The following is an 18488-nucleotide window of genomic DNA, read 5'->3' as shown; positions in this document are numbered from 1 at the left end:
GCGGGCCGGGCGGGACGCTGCCCGCAGCCGCGCAGTTACTCCGCCGGCTCCACCCCGGCCCGCAGCAGCCCGTACGTGTACGCGTCCTCCAGGGCCTGCCAGGACGCGGCGATGACGTTGTCCGCCACGCCGACCGTGGACCACTCGCCGGCGCCGTCCGAGGTGGAGATCAGCACGCGGGTGGTGGACTGGGTGCCGTGCTTGCCCTCCAGGATGCGGACCTTGTAGTCGACCAGCTCCAGCTTGGCGAGCTGCGGGTAGATCTTCTCCAGGGCCACGCGCAGGGCGCGGTCCAGGGCGTTGACCGGGCCGTTGCCCTCCGCCGTGGCGACGATCCGCTCGCTCTTTGCCCACAGCTTCACCGTGGCCTCGTTGGCATGGGTGCCGTCGGGACGGTCCTCGACGATGGCCCGCCAGGACTCCACGTCGAAGTACTTCAGCGGGCGGCCCTCGACCTCGGCGCGGAGGAGGAGTTCGAAGGAGGCGTCGGCGGCCTCGTAGGTGTAGCCCTTGAGTTCGCGCTCCTTCACCCGCTCGACCACCCGGCCGACCAGATCGCGGTCGCCGCCGAGGTCGATACCGAGCTCCTTGCCCTTGAGCTCGATGGAGGCGCGGCCCGCCATGTCGGAGACCAGCATGCGCATGGTGTTGCCGACCAGCTCGGGGTCGATGTGCTGGTACAGATCCGGGTCGACCTTGATCGCGGAGGCGTGCAGTCCGGCCTTGTGCGCGAAGGCCGACACGCCCACGTACGGCTGATGGGTGGAGGGGGTCAGGTTGACGACCTCGGCGATGGCGTGCGAGATCCGGGTCGTCTCGCGGAGCTTGCCCTCGGGCAGCACCTTCTTGCCGTACTTCAGCTCCAGGGCGGCCACGACCGGGAAGAGGTTGGCGTTGCCGACGCGCTCGCCGTAGCCGTTGGCGGTGCACTGGACGTGGGTCGCGCCCGCGTCCACGGCGGCCAGGGTGTTCGCCACCGCGCAGCCGGTGTCGTCCTGGGCGTGGATGCCGAGACGGGCGCCGGTGTCGGCGAGGACGGTGGCGACGACGGCGTGGATCTGGGCGGGGAGCATGCCGCCGTTGGTGTCGCAGAGGACGACGACGTCGGCGCCGGCCTCGGTGGCCGTACGGACCACGGTCTTGGCGTACTCGGGGTTGGCGCGGTAGCCGTCGAAGAAGTGCTCGCAGTCCACGAAGACCCGGCGGCCCTGGTCCTTCAGGTACGACACCGTGTCGCGGACCATCTCCAGGTTCTCGTCGAGCGTGGTGCGCAGCGCCAGTTCCACATGCCTGTCGTGCGACTTGGCGACCAGGGTGATCACCGGGGCGCCGGACTCCAGCAGCGCCTTGACCTGGGGGTCCTCGGCGGCTTTCGCCCCGGCGCGGCGGGTGGCGCCGAAGGCGACCAGCTGGGCGTGCCCGAACTCGATCTCCGCCTGCGCGCGGGCGAAGAACTCGGTGTCACGGGGGTTCGCGCCGGGCCAGCCGCCCTCGATGAAGCCGACGCCGAAGTCGTCCAGGTGCCGTGCGATGGCGAGCTTGTCCGCGACGGTGAGGTTGATTCCCTCGCGCTGCGCGCCGTCGCGCAGCGTGGTGTCGAAGACGTGGAACGAGTCGTCGAGCTCGCTGGTTGCCGTCTCGGTCATGGTCTCAAGGCTCCTGTTGTGGATCTTCGGTCTTACCGGAATGACCGGCTCCACCGTCCCCCCAATGGTCCCTCGCGCATCGCCTCCGACTGCAGGTGGGCCGGAAAACGAAAAAACCCCTCGCGGGTGCGAGAGGTCTGCGCGCGGGTCGAGGACGACGGTGGCCACCCGCACCTGGTCGTACGAGGTGGTCACTGCGGACCGGCGCGCCTGCTGCCAATAATCATGGCGAACGAGAGCACGGGAGCAGTCTGGCACATACCTGCCCCCGGCTCGCCGCCCGTCTCAGGATGCGGTCGTCAGACTGGAATCCGTACGGTCCCTCACCCGGGCGAGGTCCAGGTCCTTCGTCTCCCGCATGGCGACGTACACCACCAGGGACACGGCGGCGCAGCCCGCCACGTACCAGTAGAAGCCGGACTCGATCCCGGCCTTCTTGAACCACAGGGCGACGTATTCCGCGGTGCCGCCGAAGAGGGCGTTGGCGATGGCGTACGGCAGGGCCACGCCGAGGGCGCGGACGCCGGTCGGGAACAGCTCGGCCTTCACACAGGCGTTGATCGAGGTGTAGCCGGTGACGACGACCAGCGCCAGCAGGGCGAGACCGAGCGCCGGCCAGTAGCTGCCCGCACGCTTGAGCAGGGTCATGATCGGCACGGTGAGGAAGGTGGAGCCGACCGCGAAGGTGATGAGCAGCGGGCGGCGGCCGATCCGGTCCGACAGGGCGCCGGCGAGCGGCTGGAGACAGGCGAAGACGATCAGCGCGGTGAAGGACACGAGCGTCGCCGTCTCCTTGGAGAGTCCGGCCGAGTTGGAGAGGTACTTGGTCAGATAGGTGGTGTACGTGTAGTACGCGACCGTGCCACCCATGGTGAGGGCGATGACCAGGAACGCCTCCCGCCGGTGCTGCCACAGCGCGCGCAGGGTGCCGCGCTCCTCGGCGTGGGAGGTGTCCTCCTCGTACACCTCGGTCTCCAGCATGCTGCGCCGCAGATAGAAGACGACGGCGGCGCCGAGCGCACCGACGACGAACGGGATCCGCCAGCCGTAGCTGTGCAGCGCGCTGTCGGACATGGTCCGTTGCAGGATGATCTGCAGCCCGAGGCCGACGATCTGCCCGGCGGTCATGGAGACGTACTGGAAGCTGGAGGCGAACCCGCGCCTGCTCGGGTCCGAGGCCTCGGTCAGATAGGTGGCGCTGGCCGCGTACTCGCCGCCCACCGACAGTCCCTGCAGCAGCCGGGCGACGAGCAGCACGAGCGCGCCGCCGTAGCCGGCGACCGCGTACGTCGGGGCGATGGCGATCAGGATCGCCGACGCCGACATCAGCGTGACGGTCAGCGTCAGCGCAGCCTTGCGGCCCTTGCGGTCACCGACCCGCCCCAGCAGCCAGCCGCCCACGGGGCGCATGAAGAACCCGACGGCGAAGATGCCCGCGGTGTTCATCAGCTGGGCGGTGGGATTCCCGCTCGGAAAGAACGCGCCGGCGAAGTAGGTGGCGAAGCTCGCGTACACGAACCAGTCAAACCACTCGACCATGTTCCCCGCCGAACCGACCCAGATCTTCTTCCAGTGTTGTCGTCCCATGCGCCGGTACATGCCCGGAGCCGGAGCAGACGATTCCTTTACCCGGCCGGTACCAGCAGCGAGTCGGCGATGAACTCCCGCACATGCGAAAGCACTTGGTCACGATCCGTACCGCGCAGCCCGATCGCCACATGGATGGAGAAACCGTCGAGCAGCGCACGCAGCTTCGTCGCGAAGCGGTCCGCGTCCACCCGCCGGAACTCCCCGCGCGACATGCCCTCGGCGATCAGCGCGACCAGGTCACGATGCCAGGCTCCCTCGATGGCCGCCTGCCGGGCACGCGCGTCCTCGTCGGCGTTCTGCGAGCGGTTCCAGACCTCCAGCCACAGCGTCCAGTGCGGATCGCGGTGCCCGTCGGGGACGTAGAGGTCGACGTAGGCGGAAAGGCGCTCGCTCGCGCTTCCGGGGCCGGTGAGGAGCCGGCCCCGCTCCACGCCCAGCCGCCCCTCGCTCCACTCCAGGGTCTGCAGCAGCAGCTCGTCCTTGGAGCGGAAGTAGTACAGGAGATGGCCGCTGCTCATGCCGACCTCGCGGCCGAGCGCCGCCATGGTGAGCTTCTCCAGGCCGCGCTCGGCGATCATGTCCATGGCGGCGGCGAGAACCTCCTCGCGCGGCGGCGCGTTCTTGCGCGCCCGTGCCGCACCGGCCATCCCTGTCTCCTACATGCTCATGCCTTCGGCTGCTGCTGGGTGATGCAGTGGATGCCGCCCCCACCCGCAAAGATCGTACGCGCGTCCACCAGGGTGACCGTCCGCTCGGGGAAGAGCCGGCGGAAGATCCCGGCGGCCATCTCGTCGCGCGGGTCGTCGAAGCCGCACAGCACGAGGCCGCCGTTGCATATGTAGTGGTTGATGTAGGAGTAGTCGGCCCAGTGGCCGTCGGCCTCCAGGACGGTCGGCGCGGGGACCTCCACGACCTCCAGGGCGCGGCCCCGGGCGTCCGTCTGGGAGCGCAGGATGCCGATGACCTCCTTGGTGACCTCGTGGTCGGGGTGGGCCGGGTCCGGCTGGGAGTGCGCCACCACGACGCCGGGCCGGGCGAAGGCGGCCACGATGTCCACATGGCCCAGCGTGCCGAAGCCGTCGGGGGTCCCCCCACGCCTTTCGGGCAGTGGGGGAGGGTAGTCGCCGGTGAGGCCGCGCGGCAGCCAGATCGCCTTCTCTGTGCCGAGGTGGGCGTGGATCTCGGCCTCGACCTCCTGCTTCGACCAGTGCGGGTTGCGCTCGGGGCCCAGCTGCACGGTCTCGGTGAGCAGCACGGTGCCCTCGCCGTCGACGTGGATCGCGCCGCCCTCGTTGACCAGCTTCGAGGCGTACGTCCTGGCGCCCGCGAGGTCGGAGACATACGCGGCGATCTTGGAGTCGTGCTCCCAGCGGGCCCAGTCCTGGGCGCCCCAGCCGTTGAACGTCCAGTCCACGGCGGCCAGTTCGCCCTTGCCGTTGGTGAGGAAGGTGGGGCCGATGTCCCGCATCCAGGCGTCGTCCAGTTCCCGCTCGACGGTGTCGATGTCCGGGCCGAGCAGCGCCTTCGCGTCGGCGGACTGGCCGGGGCCGCAGACCACGGTCACGGGCTCGAAGCGGCGGATCGCACGGGCCACCGAGGCCCAGGCGGTGCGGGAGGCGGCGAGGTCCTCCGGGCTGTCGAAGGTGGGGTTCGGGCCGGGCCAGGCCATCCAGGTGCGCTCGTGCGGGGTCCACTCGGCGGGCATACGGAAGCCGTCGGCGGCGGGGGTCGTCATAGGAATTCCCGGATTCTCAGAGGAAGTAGAGGCGGTTGAGGGAGACGGAGTCGGCGGGCTCGGAGCGCAGGGGGTCGCCGTCGAGGGTGACCAGTCCGGTGCGCCGGTCGACGTCGACCGCTCCGATGCGGGCGTTCAGCCGCAGGTCGGCCGGGCCGATGCCCCGGGTGCCGCGCACGGCGACCCGGCGCCGGCGGGTGGGCATGGTGTCGTCGCCCTGGTCGACGGCCGCCCGGGCGACGAACGCGACCGAGATGTCGGCCGCCGTGGCGCCGTACGAGCCGAACTGCGGGCCGAGCACGAGGGGTTCGCAGGTGTCGGTGGCCGCGTTGGGGTCGCCGACCACTCCGTAGGCCGGGAAGCCGGACTTGAGGACGAGCTGCGGCTTGGCGCCGAAGTACTCCGGGCGCCACAGCACGATGTCGGCGAGCTTGCCCACCTCGATGGAGCCGACCTCGTGGGCGAGGCCGTGCGCGATGGCCGGGTTGATGGTCAGCTTGGCCATGTAGCGCAGGACGCGGGCGTTGTCGTCGCCCTCGCCGTCGCCCTCCATCGGGCCGAGCTCGGCCTTCATCTTGCCGGCCATGGCGAAGGTGCGGCGGACCGTCTCACCGGCGCGGCCCATGCCCTGGGCGTCGGAGGAGGTGATGCCGATCGCGCCCAGGTCGTGCAGCACGTCTTCGGCGCCCATGGTGCCGGCCCGGATGCGGTCGCGGGCCATGGCGGCGTCGCCGGGCAGGTCGGGCTTGAGGTCGTGGACGGAGACGATCATGCCGTAGTGCTCGGCGACCGCGTCCCGGCCGAAGGGCAGGGTGGGGTTGGTGGAGGAGCCGATGACGTTCGGCACACCGGCCATCTTCAGCACGTTGGGCACGTGCCCGCCGCCGCAGCCCTCGATGTGGAAGGCGTGGATGGTCCGGTCCTCCAGCACCCTCAGCGTGTCCTCGACCGACAGGCACTCGTTCAGGCCGTCGCTGTGCAGGGCGACCTGGACGTCGTGCTCCTCGGCGACCCGCAGGGCCGTGTCGAGGGCCCGGGTGTGGGCGCCCATGTCCTCGTGCACCTTGAAGCCGGACGCGCCACCCTCGGCCAGCGCCTCGATGAGCGGGGCGTCCGAGGAGGACGAACCCCGGCCGAGGAAGCCGATGTTGACCGGCCAGGCGTCGAAGGCGTTGAAGGCGTGGCGCAGCGCCCAGGGCGAGTTGACGCCGACGCCCCACACCGGGCCGAACTCCTGCCCGATGATCGTGGTCACGCCGGAGGCGAGGGAGGCCTCCATGATGCGCGGTGACAGCAGGTGGACATGGGTGTCGACGGCCCCGGCGGTGGCGATCAGCCCCTCGCCGGAGACGATGGAGGTGCCGGTGCCGACGACGACGTCCACGCCGTCGAGGGTGTCCGGGTTGCCGGCGCGCCCGATGGCGCAGATCCGGCCCTCCCGGATGCCGATGGAGACCTTCCGGATGCCCTGGGCGGCGTCGATCACCACGACGTTGCTGATGACGACGTCACAGGTCTCGCGGACGGCGGCGGCCTTCAGGTGCAGTCCGTCGCGGGCGGTCTTGCCGAAGCCGGCCAGGAACTCGTCGCCGTAGCGCTGGGAGTCGGACTCCACGCGGACGGTGAGCCCGGAGTCGCCGAGGCGGATGCGGTCGCCGGCGCGGGGGCCGTGGGTGGCGGCGTAGGCGTGCGGGTCGATGTGGATCGCCCGGCTCACCTCTCGTCCCTTCGAGCGGCTCATCGCTCCTCGCCTCCTTCCGGCGTGACGGCGTGTGCGGTTCCCAGGTATCCGCAGGCCGCGGCCCTGCGCAGGGCCTCTTCCTTCGCGCCGGGCGCGTCCAGCGGTCCGTCCACCAGTCCGGCGAAGCCGATCGCGATCCGGTCGCCGCCGATCGGCACGAGACCGACCTCCTCGCTCTCGCCGGGGCCGAAGCGCATCGAGGAGCCCGCAGGGACGGCGAGGCGCATCCCGTAGGCCTTCTCCCGTACGAAGTCCAGCCGCGGGTTGGCCTCGAAGAAGTGGAAGTGGGAGGTGACGGAGACCGGCACGGTCGCGGTGTTGGTGACGGTGAGCCGTACGACCGCCTCGGGGTCGGCGTGCTCGGGCCCCGGCAGCAGCGCGCCCGGGGCGTCCTCCCCCAGACCGCCGCCGATGGGGTCGGAGACCACCGCGAGCCGGGAGCCGTCGTCGAAGACCGCCTCGACCATGACCTCGGTGACGACGTCGGAGACGCCCGGGAGCACGTCCTCGGGGCCGAGCACGGACCGCGCCGCCTCGATGGCCTCGGCGAGCCGCCTGCCGTCCCGCGCCGCCTCGCACACGGTGTCCGCGATCAGCGCGGTCGCCTCCGGCACGTTCAGCTTCAGGCCGCGCGCCCGGCGGGCCCGGGCCAGCTCGGCGGCTCCGAAGAGCAGCAGCCGGTCACGTTCCGTAGGGGTCAGTCTCACGACGCGGCGCCTCCTTGTCTTCCACACTTTAGAACATCACTCTAAACGCGGAATTCACGAAACGGAAGCATTGACCGGGGGCCAGGCTTCACGTCACATTGAACGTCGCTCAAACTAAACCGGCGGTAGTCGAGGGAGACCAGCCATGCCGATAGAACAGCGCGGAGTCGACACCATCCCGGACGAGGAGCGGACCAGTGGTCCGCGCGACCTCGTCTCCATCCTGCTCGGCTCCAACCTCTGCCTCGGGGTGATCATCTTCGGCTGGCTGCCCCCGTCCTTCGGGCTCGGCTGGTGGGCGTCGGTCAGCTCGATCGTCGCGGGCACGATCGTCGGTACGGCGGTGACGGCACCGCTCGCCCTCATCTCCCTGCGCACCGCGACCAACCTCTCCACCTCCTCCGGCGCCCAGTTCGGCGTCCGGGGCCGGCTGGTCGGCTCGGTCGTCGGCCTGCTGCTCGCCCTCGGGTACACCGCGCTGACGGTGTGGATCGGCGGCGACGTGATGATCGGCGTGCTCGGCCGGATGGTCGGGCTGCCCGCGGACGGGGTGTCGTACGCCGTCGTCTACGCGCTGCTCGCCGGTGCCACGGTCGCGGGGGCGGTGTACGGCTACCGGGTGCTGCTGAACATGTCCAAGGTCCTGTCCATCGCCATGACCCTCCTGCTGGTGCTCGGCGTCTTCGCCTACGCCCCGCACTTCACCACCGCGGCGCTGCCGCAGACCGGCGGCTACCTGCTCGGCTCGTTCTGGCCGACCTGGTTCCTGTCGGCCGTGGCCGCCGGCCTGTCCGGTCCCATCGCCTTCATCACCGTGCTCGGCGACTACACCCGCTACATCTCCCCCGCCCGGCACTCCAGCCGCCGTGTCCTGAAGGCCACTTGGGCGGGACTGACGCTGGGCCTGCTGGTGCCGCAGCTGTTCGGCACCTTCACGGCGTACGGCGCCCACGCGGCGCTCGACTACGCCGGCCCGCTGGTGCAGGCCTCCCCCACCTGGTACCTGATCCCGCTGCTGCTGGCCGCCTCGGCCGGCTCGGTCGGCAACGCCGGTCTGATGCTGTACTCCATGGGCCTGGATCTGGACGCCATCCTGCCCAGGGCGTCCCGGGCCCGCGCCACCTGCACGGTCGCGATCGTGGCCACGGCCTGCGTGTTCGTCGGCCACTACGCCTGGAACGCCCAGTCCGCGATGACGTCCTTCGTCCTCCTCCTCACCGCCATCGGCACCCCCTGGGCCGTGATCACCCTCATCGGCTTCGCCCGCTGCCGCGGTGTCTACGACGCCGACGCCCTGCAGGTCTTCAACCGCCGTTCGCGGGGCGGGATCTACTGGTACCGCGCGGGCTGGAACGTACGGGCCACCGTCTCCTGGGCCCTGGGCGCCGGCGTCGGCCTGCTGGCCGTGTCCCTGCCGTCGTACCAGGGCCCGCTGCTGCACCTGACCGGCGGCGTGGACTGCAGCTTCCTGCTCTCGGGCGCGGTCGGCGGGCTGATCCACCTGATCCTGGCGCCGCGGCAGCCGGCATCGGCCCGCGTCGAGGCCGCGCAGGAACCGGTCGGCACCGAGAGCCGGGTCTGAAGCGGGTCCCGGCGAGGTTCGGTGCGGTTCGGCCGCGCCCCGAAGGGCGCGGGGCTGTATCGATATGCGGCTCCGCCGCGTGAGCGCGACCAGCCACGACGGACCCGCAGGAGACGTACCCGCTCTTCCCGCGGAGCGCTCAGGCAGTCATCCCGCCTCCAGTCCCGGCAGAAACCGCTCGGCGCCGAACGCCGGCTTCAGGTCGGTGAACCAGGTCGCGCCCTCGTCGTACGCGGCGAAGAACGGCCGGTCCACCAGCCCGGGATCGCGGGCCTGGATGAGGTGGAGGACGAACACCTTCTCGCCCGCCACCTCGGCGATGCCGTCCACGCAGACCTTGCCCGGCATCGCCGACATCACCGGTCCGCGCACGGTGCGGGCGAGCCCGGAGACCCGGGCGTAGGCGTCCCGGAAGATCGCGTGGCCGCGGGCCAGCGGCACCCCGAAATATCCCTGCGGGCCGGTGTCCCGCTCCACGAACTGGTAGTACGGCACCGCCCCCAGCGCGGTCGTCTCCTCCCAGAGCTCCGCCCACGCCTCGGCGCTGTCGTTGATCCCGGCGACCAGCGGGCCCTGGCAGCGGATCACGGCGCCGGTGTCCCGCACCCTGCGCATCGCCTCCCGCACCGCCGGCGGGCGCAGCTCCCGCGGGTGCGTGAAGTGGGCCATGAGCGCCAGGTGACGGCCACCGGCGACGACCTTCTCGAACAGCCGCAGCAGGTCGTCGGCGTCCCGGTCGGTCAGGAAGCGGTACGGCCAGAAGGCGAGCGACTTGGTGCCGATCCGGACCGAGCGGACGGTGTCGATCTCCAGCAGCGGCTCCACATAGCGGCGCAGCACCTCGGTGCTCATCACCAGCGGGTCGCCGCCGGTGATGAGCGTGCTGGTCACCTCGGGGTGGGCGCGCAGGTAGGCGCTGGTGGCGGCGACGTCGTCGGTGGCGATGCGCAGCTCGGACTCGCCGACGAACTGCGGCCAGCGGAAGCAGTAGGTGCAGTAGGCGTGGCAGGTCTGGCCCTGCCGCGGGAAGACCAGCACCGTCTCGGGGTACTTGTGCTGAAGCCCCGTCAGACGGCGGCCCTCGTGCACGGGGACGTTGGCGTCGAGCTGGCCGGAGGGGTGCGGATTGAGCCGCATCCTGATCTCGTGCGCGGCGCGCCGGACCTCGGCGGCGGGCGCGTCCCGGGCGAGCAGGTCCGCCATCCGGCGCAGTTCGTGCGCGGGCAGCATGCCGCTCTGCGGGAAGGTCAGCCGGAAGACGGGGTCCTCGGAGACGGCCGACCAGTCGATCAGTTCGTCCACCACATAGGAGTTCGTGCGGAAGGGCAGGACCGCCGACACGGCCCGCAGGGCGAGCCGCTCGGCAGGCGGCAGGGACACCCGGTCCAGCAGTCCGTCCAGGTCACGGGGGGTGAAGGCGCGGTACCGAGGTTTCGCGTGCGGAGCGGGGTGGTGCGCTGAACTCATCTCTGCCAGGGCCTCTATTCTGTGCCAGGTCCGCTAATCCGTGACCAGGACCGGCGGTCGCAACTCCACAAAGGCGGCCGCCGACGCATCGTACTTCTCCGCGTAGTGCTGGATGAGGAGCGCGTGCAGCGGACTTTCGTCGTCGACCACGACCAGCTCGTGCCCACCCGGCACGGTCAAAACATCGCTGTAGGCGGACAGTTGGCCGCGGCGGTGCCGGGCCAGGTACGACACCAGGTCGGGCGCGGCGACGTACAGGCGGTCCTCGACGGACACGAACGGGCAGCGGAACTCCCGGCGGGCGTCGGAGGCGTCCACCAGGGTGAGCGGCAGCCGGGTGAAGTGCTCCATCGGTTTGCCCTGCCCCCACAGCTCGTCGAAGCGCTGCTCCACGAAGGTGCCGAGCGGGGAGCGGACGGCGACCTCCAGCTGGACGCCCTCGCCGGACAGCCGGCCCACCGTGAGGAAGGAGACGAGACAGCGCTCGTCCCAGCGGTAGAGCGTCACGCCGGGGGACGTCTGGCACAGGCGGACCTCGAGCAGGGCGCGGGAGGTGTCGTCCAGGCGGCGCGCGAAGTGGTCCAGGGTGCGCAGGTTGCGCATGATGTCGCGGCGGATGTCGGCGCTCTGCTCGCCCAGTTCACGGCCGCGCAGGATGACGGCGAGCGAGTCGGGGTCCAGAAGCAGGATCTGCACCCGCGCCCCGTGCGCGGTGGCCGCCCTTATCCCCCGGAAGAGCCGCTCGGAGAACTGCGGCCCGAACAGGTTGGAGAAGGTGTCGAGCACCTTCACGCAGGCCGTGGCGCCGTGCACCTGGGAGGCGAACCACTCGTAGTCCAGCCGGGTGTGTTCACGGACCCGGCCCTCCTGGGCGCGGGAGATCAACGGACCGATCACGAACACGGTGATGACCACGCCGACGAGGTCAGTGCCGAGATTGAGGGCGAGGTTCTGCTGGTAGGCGTCCATGCCGTGAGCGGTCCACAGCAGCAGGGCGGCGCAGCCGGCGAGGGCCGCGAGCGCGGTGAGGCTCTGCGGTCGGCGCGGGGTGCGTAACGCGCGCAGTAACCAGCGCAGTCGTGGCACCGGCGACCATGCGTTCACGTGCGCCCCTCCCCCGTGTCGGGTGTCACCCCGGATGTGTGTCCGCGGGGGCACGCGCCCCCGCGGAAGGGGTGGATACCCGGGCGGGAGTGGGGGTACGCCTCGAACGCGCGCACCATTCACTCCCCGTCGGGCGGCCGGCGCGTCGGACCTCAGCCGATCTTGTGCATCCAGTCGTGCTTGTCCTCCGTCACGCCGCGCTGGATGCCGAGCAGGGCCTCGCGCAGGCGGAGGGTGACCTCGCCGGGGGTGCCGTCGCCGTGGGTCCAGCCGTCCGTCTTGGTCTTGACGTGACCGATGGGCGTGACCACGGCGGCGGTGCCGCAGGCGAAGACCTCGGTGAGGGCGCCGGAGGCCGCGTCCGCACGCCACTGCTCCAGGGTGATCACGCCTTCCTCGGCGGTGTAGCCGAGGTCGCGGGCGACCTGGAGGAGGGAGTCGCGGGTGATGCCCTCAAGGATCGAGCCGGTCAGCTCCGGGGTGACGATCCGGTCGCCGTAGACGAAGGCGACGTTCATGCTGCCGCTCTCCTCGACCTTGGTGCGGGTGACCGCGTCGAGGTAGACGACCTGGTCGCAGCCGTGCGCGGCGGCCTCGGCCTGCGGCAGCAGGGACGCGGCGTAGTTGCCGCCGGTCTTGGCGTCGCCGGTGCCGCCGGGGACGGCACGGACGTGGTCCTCGGAGACCCAGATCGTGACCGGCTTGACGCCACCGGCGAAGTACGCGCCGGAGGGCGAGGCGATGAGCATGAACAGGTACTCGTTCGCCGGGTGCACACCGAGCGCGGCCTCCGTGGCGAACATGAACGGCCGCAGGTACAGGGACTGTTCGCCACCGTGCGGCGGAACCCAGTCGGCGTCCTGAGTGAGCAGCGCGTCCAGCGCGGCGATGAACAGCTCCTCGGGCAGCTCGGCCATGGCCATGCGGCGGGCGGAGTTGCGGAAGCGGCGGGCGTTCGCCTCGGGGCGGAACAGCGCGATCGAGCCGTCGGGCTGGCGGTAGGCCTTCAGTCCCTCGAAGATCTCCTGGCCGTAGTGCAGGACGTGGGTGGAGGGGTCGAGGGAGATCGGGCCGTACGGGACGAGCTGCGCGTCGTGCCAGCCGCGGCCCTCGGTCCACTTGATCGTCACCATGTGGTCGGTGAAGTGGCGGCCGAACCCGGGGTTGGCCAGGATCGCCTCGCGTTCGGCGGCGGCGAGGGGGCTGGCGGAGGGCTTGAGCTCGATCGTGGGCGTCGTCATGAGTGGTTTGTCCTTCACCGGTTGTAGTGACGGGCCGCGCTCACGCCCCGTCACTGCGACCTGCCAGTGTTAGGACGTCCGAGCTTTCCCTCATACCGCGGCTCCGCGTCCGATTATCGCGCGGGCCCCGCGGCGGAAGGAATGGGGGTGAAAGCGGCCCAGGGGTCGATGGTGGCACCCGGCGGGGACATGGAAAAGCCGCCGGGCGGTCGTCCGACCCGGCGGCTTCGTGGGTGGAGCGCCGGGTCAGCCGGCTACTCGGGCGGCGAGCGCGTCGCCGATCTGCGAGGTGCTGCGGGCACCCAGCGCGGCGCGCTCGGTGAGGTCCGCGGCGACCGCCGTGTCGATGCGGTCGGCCTCGCCGTCGTAGCCGAGGTGGCGCAGCAGCAGGGCGACGGACAGGACCGTGGCGGTGGGGTCGGCCTTGCCCTGGCCGGCGATGTCGGGCGCGGAACCGTGGACCGGCTCGAACATCGAGGGGAACTCGCGAGAGGGGTTGATGTTCCCGCTCGCGGCCACGCCGATGCCGCCGGAGACGGCCGCGGCGAGGTCGGTGATGATGTCGCCGAAGAGGTTGTCGGTGACGATGACGTCGAACCGCGCCGGGTCGGTGACGAGGTAGATCGTCGCCGCGTCGACGTGGATGTAGTCGGTGGTGACCTCGGGGAACTCCTTGGCCACCTTGTTGAAGATGTTCGTCCACAGGTGGCCCGCGAAGGTCAGCACGTTGTTCTTGTGGACGAGGGTGAGCTTCTTGCGCGGGCGGGCCTGGGCGCGGGCGAAGGCGTCGCGGACCACGCGCTCGACACCGAAGGCCGTGTTGACGGAGACCTCGGTGGCGACCTCGTGCTCGGTGCCCTTGCGGATGGTGCCGCCGTTGCCGGTGTACGGGCCCTCGGTGCCCTCACGGACGACGACGAAGTCGATCTCCGGCTGGCCGGCGAGCGGGGTGGCGACACCGGGCAGGAGCTTCGACGGGCGCAGGTTGACATGGTGGTCGAAGGCGAAGCGGAGCTTGAGGAGGAAGCCGCGCTCCAGGACGCCGGACGGCACCGACGGGTCGCCGATGGCGCCGAGCAGGATGGCGTCGTGCTGCTTCAGCGCGCCGAGATCGGCGTCGGTGAGGGTCTCACCGGTGGCGTGGTAGCGCTTGGCGCCGAAGTCGTACTCCTTGGTCTCCAGCTTCACATCCTGCGGCAGGACGGCGGAGAGGACCTTGAGACCCTCGGACACGACTTCCTGTCCGATGCCGTCCCCGGGGATCACTGCGAGATTGATGCTGCGAGACATGTCGGCACCCTACTCCTCGTCCCAGGTAATGACATGCTCCGTCCACCATATGGACGACGGGGACGGCATCGGACGAGGTGTCAGTGGCCGGTCTCGCCGCCGTTGTCGCGACGGTCCAGGGCGCGCTGGAGGGCGGCGGCGGCGTTCTTTCGGTCGGACTCGCTCGCGCGGGTCACGTGGCGGACGCGGCGGCGGACGGTCGTCTCGGCCATGGGAATCGACTCCTTCGGCAAACACGGAGCACGGCAATGAGAGATTGCGAGACGCCGGTAGGGGCGGGGAGCCAAGGGCCGCAGGGGTTGCCTGCACCGGGCCCGGCTCACGACCGCCATTCGCTTGATCGAGCGAGACGTTCGGCTCCTACAAAGTTAAGGGAGCGGCCCGGTTCTGTCTGCACAATTACTCGGACTTCCTACTATCTGAGACGGTGGACCCCGTCACACCGCTCTGAGCTGGGCTTTCGTGTGTTCGGGTGAAGGCGCTCCGAGGGACCGCAGGGTGCGGATCAGGGCCCGTACGGCGGTCGTGGCGGCGAGCTCGGGGGTGGTGACACAGCCGGGCGGCAGCGGTGGAGAACCCACCCTCGTCGGCCACCGCGACCAGGATCCTCAGCTCCTGCGGGGCAAGGTCGACCGCTGTCATTCGGGGCTCCCACCCGCGTCCATGAGACGGATTCATGGATCGGCGCGTTCCATGAGCCCAACCCCTACCCGCGTCCGGCATTCCTCCCCACCGTCCCCTGCCATGACCGAGATCGCGCTCACCGTGCAGCAGACCGCCCGCCCCACCGGCTTCCCCACCGCCGGACACTTCCGCTTCGCCGAGTCCCCGGTGCCCGAACCGGCGCCCGGCACGGCCCTGGTGGAGAACCTGCTGTGGTCCGTGGACCCGTACCACCGCGAAATGATGGACGGGGACATCCCGTCGAACTCCCCCATCGCTGGAGGGCCGCACGCTGGGCCGGGTCACCGCGTCCCGCACCCCGGAGCTGCCCGAGGGCGAGATCGTCTTCCACCGCCAGGGCTGGCGCACGCACTCCGTGGTGCGCCCCGAGGAGGTCCGGCGGCTCCCGCACCACCCGGGCGTGCCGCTGCCGGCGTATCTGAGCGTGCTGGGCGGCACGGGCCTGACGGCGTACGTCGCCCTGACGCGGATCGCCCGGCTGCGCGAGGGCGAGGACGTGTTCGTCTCCGGCGCGGCGGGCGGGGTCGGCACGGCGGCCGGCCGCTTCGCCCGGCTGCTCGGCGCCGGCCGGGTGATCGGCAGCGCGGGCACCGGGCAGAAGGTGAAGTACCTGACGGAACAGGTCGGTTACGACACCGCCTTCGACCACCGCGCGGCCCCGGCCGCCGACCTGCTGGCCGAGGCGGCACCCTCCGGCATCGACGTCCTCGTGGACAACGTCGGCGGCGAGCAACTCGGCGCGGTGATCGGCGCGCTGCGCGAGCGGGGCCGGGTGGTGCGGGTCGGCACGATCAGCCAGTACAACAACCCCGATGCCCCGCCCGTCCTCTTCGACCACGCGGACGTGGTGGAGAAGAGCCTGCGCATCGAGGGCTTCCTGGTGAAGGACCACCGGGACGCGCAGGAGGAGCTGTACGACTTCGCCGTACCGCATCTGCGCAGCGGGGCGCTGACGGCGGACGAGACGGTGGTCGACGGGTTCGGGCGGATCGTGGAGGCGTTCCTGCTGATGCCGCGCGGCGGGAACATGGGCAAGATTCCTGGTCCGCGCGGCCTGAAGCACCCTCAGGTGACATCGCCTTCGCGCCAGTCGAAGACCAGCTCGCCGCCGTGATCGAGGGGACCGGCGAGCGCGGGCCGCAGCCAGACTCCCCCTTCCTCCTCCTTGAGCCGCACGATTCCGTCCGGGGACAGGGCGTGCACCTGCCCGCCCCACTGCTGCCAGCCCCGGGCGGCGTACAGCGCGGCGCCCTCGTCGCTCGCGGAGAGCGCGCCGAGGTCGTAGGCCCGGTCGATCACCTGCTCCAGCCCGGCCATCACCCGCCCACCGAGCCCGGACCGCCGCACATCGGCGCGTACGGCGACGGCCTCCACATACCCGGTCCGCAGCCAGCGCCCGCGGTACCGGATCCGGCGCGTCACGACGGCTCCGTGCGCGACGATCCCGGCGCCGTCGCGAACGACCGCGTGCACGCCCCCGAGCCCGTGATCCCAGTCCTCGTCGGAGAAGTCCCCGTCGAACGACTCGTCCAACAGGGCGCGGACGGCGCGGAGTTCGCGGGGATCCAGGTCGGCGGTGCGGGCGAGACGGAGATCGACGGCCATGCGCCGCAGTATCGCACCTAACCACTGAAGCATGCTTGACGGGCTAGAGATGGGCGGGCTGGGGAAGCAGGCGACGCCGACCGGCTCGCGCGCCCCGGCCAGAACGACTGAAGGCCCGGAAATCCCTGGTCAGCAGCGTTTGCGGTGGCAGGCAGGGAGACCCTGTAGCAACGTTGTCAGGGCAACGGATGGGCGGTCGGTGCTGCTGTGACAGAACCGCAGTGACATACCGGCCGACGCACGGCCGACCCCGCCGGTACCGGTGGGCAAGAAGTTCAACGCTCCGTGTCACCGTGAACTGCGAGACCCAGAGCGGGACGGCCAGCGGTTTCCACCCGAACACGAACCCAGAACAGCCGACACGACGGGGGCAATGTCACGCTGAACTTCTCGTGACTGGGAACGGGCCGGCAAGCCTGCTCAGAGGTCAGGCTTGCCGGCCCGTGTTCGCGGGGGCTGAGGGTCAGCCCATGTGCGGGTAGGAGTAGTCGGTCGGCGGGACCAGGGTCTCCTTGATGGCGCGGGTCAGGGTCCAGCGCAGGAGGTTCTGGGGGGCACCGGCCTTGTCGTTGGTGCCGGAGGCGCGGCCGCCGCCGAAGGGCTGCTGGCCGACGACGGCGCCGGTCGACTTGTCGTTGATGTAGAAGTTGCCGGCCGCGTAGCGGAGCTTCTCCATCGTGTAGGCCGCCGCCGCACGGTCGTTGGAGATGACCGAACCGGTGAGGGCGTAGTCCGACACCGACTCCATCTGCTCCAGCATCTCGTCGTACTTGTCGTCCTCGTAGACGTAGACGCCGAGGACCGGGCCGAAGTACTCGGTGCGGAAGACCTCGTTCTCCGGGTCGGTGGAGACGATGACCGTCGGACGGACGAAGTAGCCGACCGAGTCGTCATAGCTGCCGCCCGCGACGATCTCGCAGGTCGGGTCCTCCTTGGCGCGGTCGATCGCGGCCTTGTTCTTGGCGAAGGCGCGGTCGTCGATCACGGCGCCGATGAAGTTCGACAGGTCGGTGACGTCACCCATGGTGAGGTAGTCGACCTCGGCGGCGAACTCCTCCTTGAAGCCCGAGTTCCAGATGGAGGCCGGGATGTAGGCGCGGGAGGTGGCGGAGCACTTCTGGCCCTGGTACTCGAAGGCACCGCGGGTCAGGGCGGTCTTCAGCACCGCGCGGTCGGCGCTCGGGTGGGCGACCAGGAAGTCCTTGCCGCCGGTCTCGCCGACCAGACGCGGGTAGGTGCGGTACTTCTCGATGTTGTTGCCGACCGTCTTCCACAGGTACTGGAAGGTCTTGGTCGAGCCGGTGAAGTGGATGCCGGCGAGGTCACGGTGCTCCAGGGCGACCTTGGAGACCTCGATGCCGTCGCCGGTGACGAGGTTGATGACGCCCTTGGGCAGGCCCGCCTCCTCCAGCAGCTGCATGAGCAGGACGGCGGCGTGGGTCTGCGTCGGGGACGGCTTCCAGACCACGACGTTGCCCATGAGAGCCGGCGCCGTCGGCAGGTTGCCCGCGATGGCACTGAAGTTGAAGGGCGTGATCGCGTAGACGAAGCCCTCGAGCGGACGGTGGTCCATGCGGTTCCACACGCCCGGGGAGTTCGCCGGGGGCTGCTCGGCCAGGATCTGGCGGGCGTAGTGGACGTTGAAGCGCCAGAAGTCGATCAGCTCACAGGGAGTGTCGATCTCGGCCTGCTGGGCGGTCTTCGACTGGCCGAGCATGGTGGAGGCCGCGATCGTCTCGCGCCACGGGCCGGAAAGCAGTTCGGCGGCGCGCAGGATGATCGCGGCGCGGTCGTCGAAGGACATGGCGCGCCAGGCCGGGGCGGCGGCCAGGGCCGCGTCGATGGCGTCCTTCGCGTCCGCTTGCGTGGCGTTGCGCAGGGTGCCGATGACGGCCTTGTGGTTGTGCGGCTGGACCACCTGGAACGGCTCGCCGCCGCCCATCCGCTTCTCGCCGCCGATGGTCATCGGCAGGTCGATCGGGTTCTCGGCCAGCTCCTTGAGCTTGGCCTCCAGCCGGGCGCGCTCGGGCGAGCCGGGGGCGTAGCCGTGCACCGGCTCGTTGACCGGGGTGGGGACCTGGGTCACAGCGTCCATA

At 70.6% G+C, this 18488-nt stretch carries 15 protein-coding genes and 1 pseudogene; 2 read left to right on the top strand and 14 right to left on the bottom strand.

The genetic code is table 11. From position 1 onward, the window contains the following. Nucleotides 1–35 precede the first annotated feature (35 nt). From cimA to ureA, 6 genes are all read right to left on the bottom strand, one after another. Entirely contained in the window at nt 36–1646 is a 1611-nt protein-coding gene (gene cimA / locus AB0M27_RS06025; protein WP_365718411.1) for a citramalate synthase, read from the bottom strand. A 285-nt stretch (nt 1647–1931) separates the two neighbouring features. Then, nucleotides 1932–3233: an MFS transporter gene (locus tag AB0M27_RS06020; RefSeq protein WP_365718409.1), complete on the bottom strand. Its 1302-nt coding sequence runs from the start codon at nt 3231–3233 to the stop codon at nt 1932–1934. Nucleotides 3234–3271: 38 nt separating this feature from the next. After that, entirely contained in the window at nt 3272–3883 is a 612-nt protein-coding gene (locus tag AB0M27_RS06015) for a TetR/AcrR family transcriptional regulator (protein WP_365718407.1), read from the bottom strand. 17 nt (nt 3884–3900) lie between these two features. Beyond that, nucleotides 3901–4971, bottom strand: coding sequence for an agmatine deiminase family protein (locus tag AB0M27_RS06010; RefSeq protein ID WP_365718405.1), 1071 nt, complete (start codon nt 4969–4971; stop codon nt 3901–3903). A gap of 16 nt (nt 4972–4987) precedes the next feature. Further along, nucleotides 4988–6712 carry an urease subunit alpha gene (locus AB0M27_RS06005; RefSeq protein ID WP_365718403.1) on the bottom strand — a complete coding sequence of 575 codons (1725 nt, stop codon included), beginning with the start codon at nt 6710–6712 and terminating at the stop codon, nt 4988–4990. Beyond that, nucleotides 6709–7419, bottom strand: coding sequence for an urease subunit gamma (gene ureA, locus AB0M27_RS06000; RefSeq protein WP_365718401.1), 711 nt, complete (start codon nt 7417–7419; stop codon nt 6709–6711). The genes AB0M27_RS06005 and ureA overlap by 4 nt, the downstream gene beginning before the upstream one ends. A 145-nt stretch (nt 7420–7564) precedes the next feature. Here ureA and AB0M27_RS05995 point away from each other — a divergent pair, with 145 nt between their 5' ends. Continuing rightward, nucleotides 7565–9001, top strand: coding sequence for a cytosine permease (locus AB0M27_RS05995; RefSeq protein WP_365718399.1), 1437 nt, complete (start codon nt 7565–7567; stop codon nt 8999–9001). A gap of 147 nt (nt 9002–9148) precedes the next feature. On the opposite strand, the gene AB0M27_RS05990 is transcribed toward AB0M27_RS05995, so the two are convergent. From AB0M27_RS05990 to AB0M27_RS05965, 6 genes are all read right to left on the bottom strand, one after another. Then, the gene (locus AB0M27_RS05990; RefSeq protein WP_365718397.1) at nt 9149–10468 is read right to left on the bottom strand and encodes a lysine 2,3-aminomutase; all 1320 of its coding nucleotides are present in this window, start codon (nt 10466–10468) and stop codon (nt 9149–9151) included. Nucleotides 10469–10501: 33 nt separating this feature from the next. Next, nucleotides 10502–11572 carry a hypothetical protein gene (locus AB0M27_RS05985; RefSeq protein WP_365718395.1) on the bottom strand — a complete coding sequence of 357 codons (1071 nt, stop codon included), beginning with the start codon at nt 11570–11572 and terminating at the stop codon, nt 10502–10504. Between the two features lie 152 nt (nt 11573–11724). Further along, nucleotides 11725–12813 (bottom strand): branched-chain amino acid aminotransferase, encoded by a 1089-nt coding sequence (locus AB0M27_RS05980; protein ID WP_365718393.1) that lies wholly within the window; start codon nt 12811–12813, stop codon nt 11725–11727. A 246-nt stretch (nt 12814–13059) separates the two neighbouring features. Further along, entirely contained in the window at nt 13060–14103 is a 1044-nt protein-coding gene (locus tag AB0M27_RS05975; protein ID WP_365718391.1) for a 3-isopropylmalate dehydrogenase, read from the bottom strand. A gap of 80 nt (nt 14104–14183) precedes the next feature. Continuing rightward, on the bottom strand, nt 14184–14315 hold the full coding sequence (locus AB0M27_RS05970; RefSeq protein WP_283844273.1) for a hypothetical protein: 132 nt from the start codon (nt 14313–14315) through the stop codon (nt 14184–14186). 225 nt (nt 14316–14540) lie between these two features. After that, nucleotides 14541–14684 carry a hypothetical protein gene (locus tag AB0M27_RS05965; protein ID WP_365718389.1) on the bottom strand — a complete coding sequence of 48 codons (144 nt, stop codon included), beginning with the start codon at nt 14682–14684 and terminating at the stop codon, nt 14541–14543. Nucleotides 14685–14847: 163 nt separating this feature from the next. On the opposite strand from AB0M27_RS05965, the pseudogene AB0M27_RS05960 reads away from it, so the two are divergent. Continuing rightward, a pseudogene (locus AB0M27_RS05960) lies at nt 14848–15901 on the top strand (NADP-dependent oxidoreductase). On the opposite strand, the gene AB0M27_RS05955 reads toward AB0M27_RS05960, so the two are convergent. Next, the gene (locus tag AB0M27_RS05955) at nt 15853–16392 is read right to left on the bottom strand and encodes a GNAT family N-acetyltransferase (protein WP_365718387.1); all 540 of its coding nucleotides are present in this window, start codon (nt 16390–16392) and stop codon (nt 15853–15855) included. The pseudogene AB0M27_RS05960 and the gene AB0M27_RS05955 sit on opposite strands and share 49 nt — an antisense overlap. A 463-nt stretch (nt 16393–16855) precedes the next feature. Beyond that, nucleotides 16856–18487, bottom strand: coding sequence for an L-glutamate gamma-semialdehyde dehydrogenase (pruA, locus tag AB0M27_RS05950; protein WP_365718385.1), 1632 nt, complete (start codon nt 18485–18487; stop codon nt 16856–16858). Nucleotide 18488: the final 1 nt, after the last annotated feature.

Source organism: Streptomyces sp. NPDC052107 (assembly GCF_040680215.1).
In the GTDB taxonomy this organism is placed as follows: domain Bacteria; phylum Actinomycetota; class Actinomycetes; order Streptomycetales; family Streptomycetaceae; genus Streptomyces.
The sequence above is the reverse complement of the archived record's forward strand: the minus strand, read 5'-3'. Positions and strand labels throughout refer to the sequence as shown.

Excerpts from the sequence above, each read along its gene's own strand:
- AB0M27_RS05975 (WP_365718391.1), bottom strand. The coding sequence starts at position 14,103 with ATGTCTCGCAGCATCAATCTCGCAGTGATCCCCGGGGACGGCATCGGA.
- AB0M27_RS05990 (WP_365718397.1), bottom strand. The coding sequence starts at position 10,468 with ATGAGTTCAGCGCACCACCCCGCTCCGCACGCGAAACCTCGGTACCGC.
- cimA (WP_365718411.1), bottom strand. The coding sequence starts at position 1,646 with ATGACCGAGACGGCAACCAGCGAGCTCGACGACTCGTTCCACGTCTTC.
- AB0M27_RS06005 (WP_365718403.1), bottom strand. The coding sequence starts at position 6,712 with ATGAGCCGCTCGAAGGGACGAGAGGTGAGCCGGGCGATCCACATCGAC.
- AB0M27_RS05955 (WP_365718387.1), bottom strand. The coding sequence starts at position 16,392 with ATGGCCGTCGATCTCCGTCTCGCCCGCACCGCCGACCTGGATCCCCGC.
- AB0M27_RS05995 (WP_365718399.1), top strand. The coding sequence starts at position 7,565 with ATGCCGATAGAACAGCGCGGAGTCGACACCATCCCGGACGAGGAGCGG.
- AB0M27_RS05970 (WP_283844273.1), bottom strand. The coding sequence starts at position 14,315 with ATGGCCGAGACGACCGTCCGCCGCCGCGTCCGCCACGTGACCCGCGCG.
- AB0M27_RS06015 (WP_365718407.1), bottom strand. The coding sequence starts at position 3,883 with ATGGCCGGTGCGGCACGGGCGCGCAAGAACGCGCCGCCGCGCGAGGAG.
- AB0M27_RS06010 (WP_365718405.1), bottom strand. The coding sequence starts at position 4,971 with ATGACGACCCCCGCCGCCGACGGCTTCCGTATGCCCGCCGAGTGGACC.
- pruA (WP_365718385.1), bottom strand. The coding sequence starts at position 18,487 with ATGGACGCTGTGACCCAGGTCCCCACCCCGGTCAACGAGCCGGTGCAC.
- AB0M27_RS06020 (WP_365718409.1), bottom strand. The coding sequence starts at position 3,233 with ATGGGACGACAACACTGGAAGAAGATCTGGGTCGGTTCGGCGGGGAAC.
- AB0M27_RS05980 (WP_365718393.1), bottom strand. The coding sequence starts at position 12,813 with ATGACGACGCCCACGATCGAGCTCAAGCCCTCCGCCAGCCCCCTCGCC.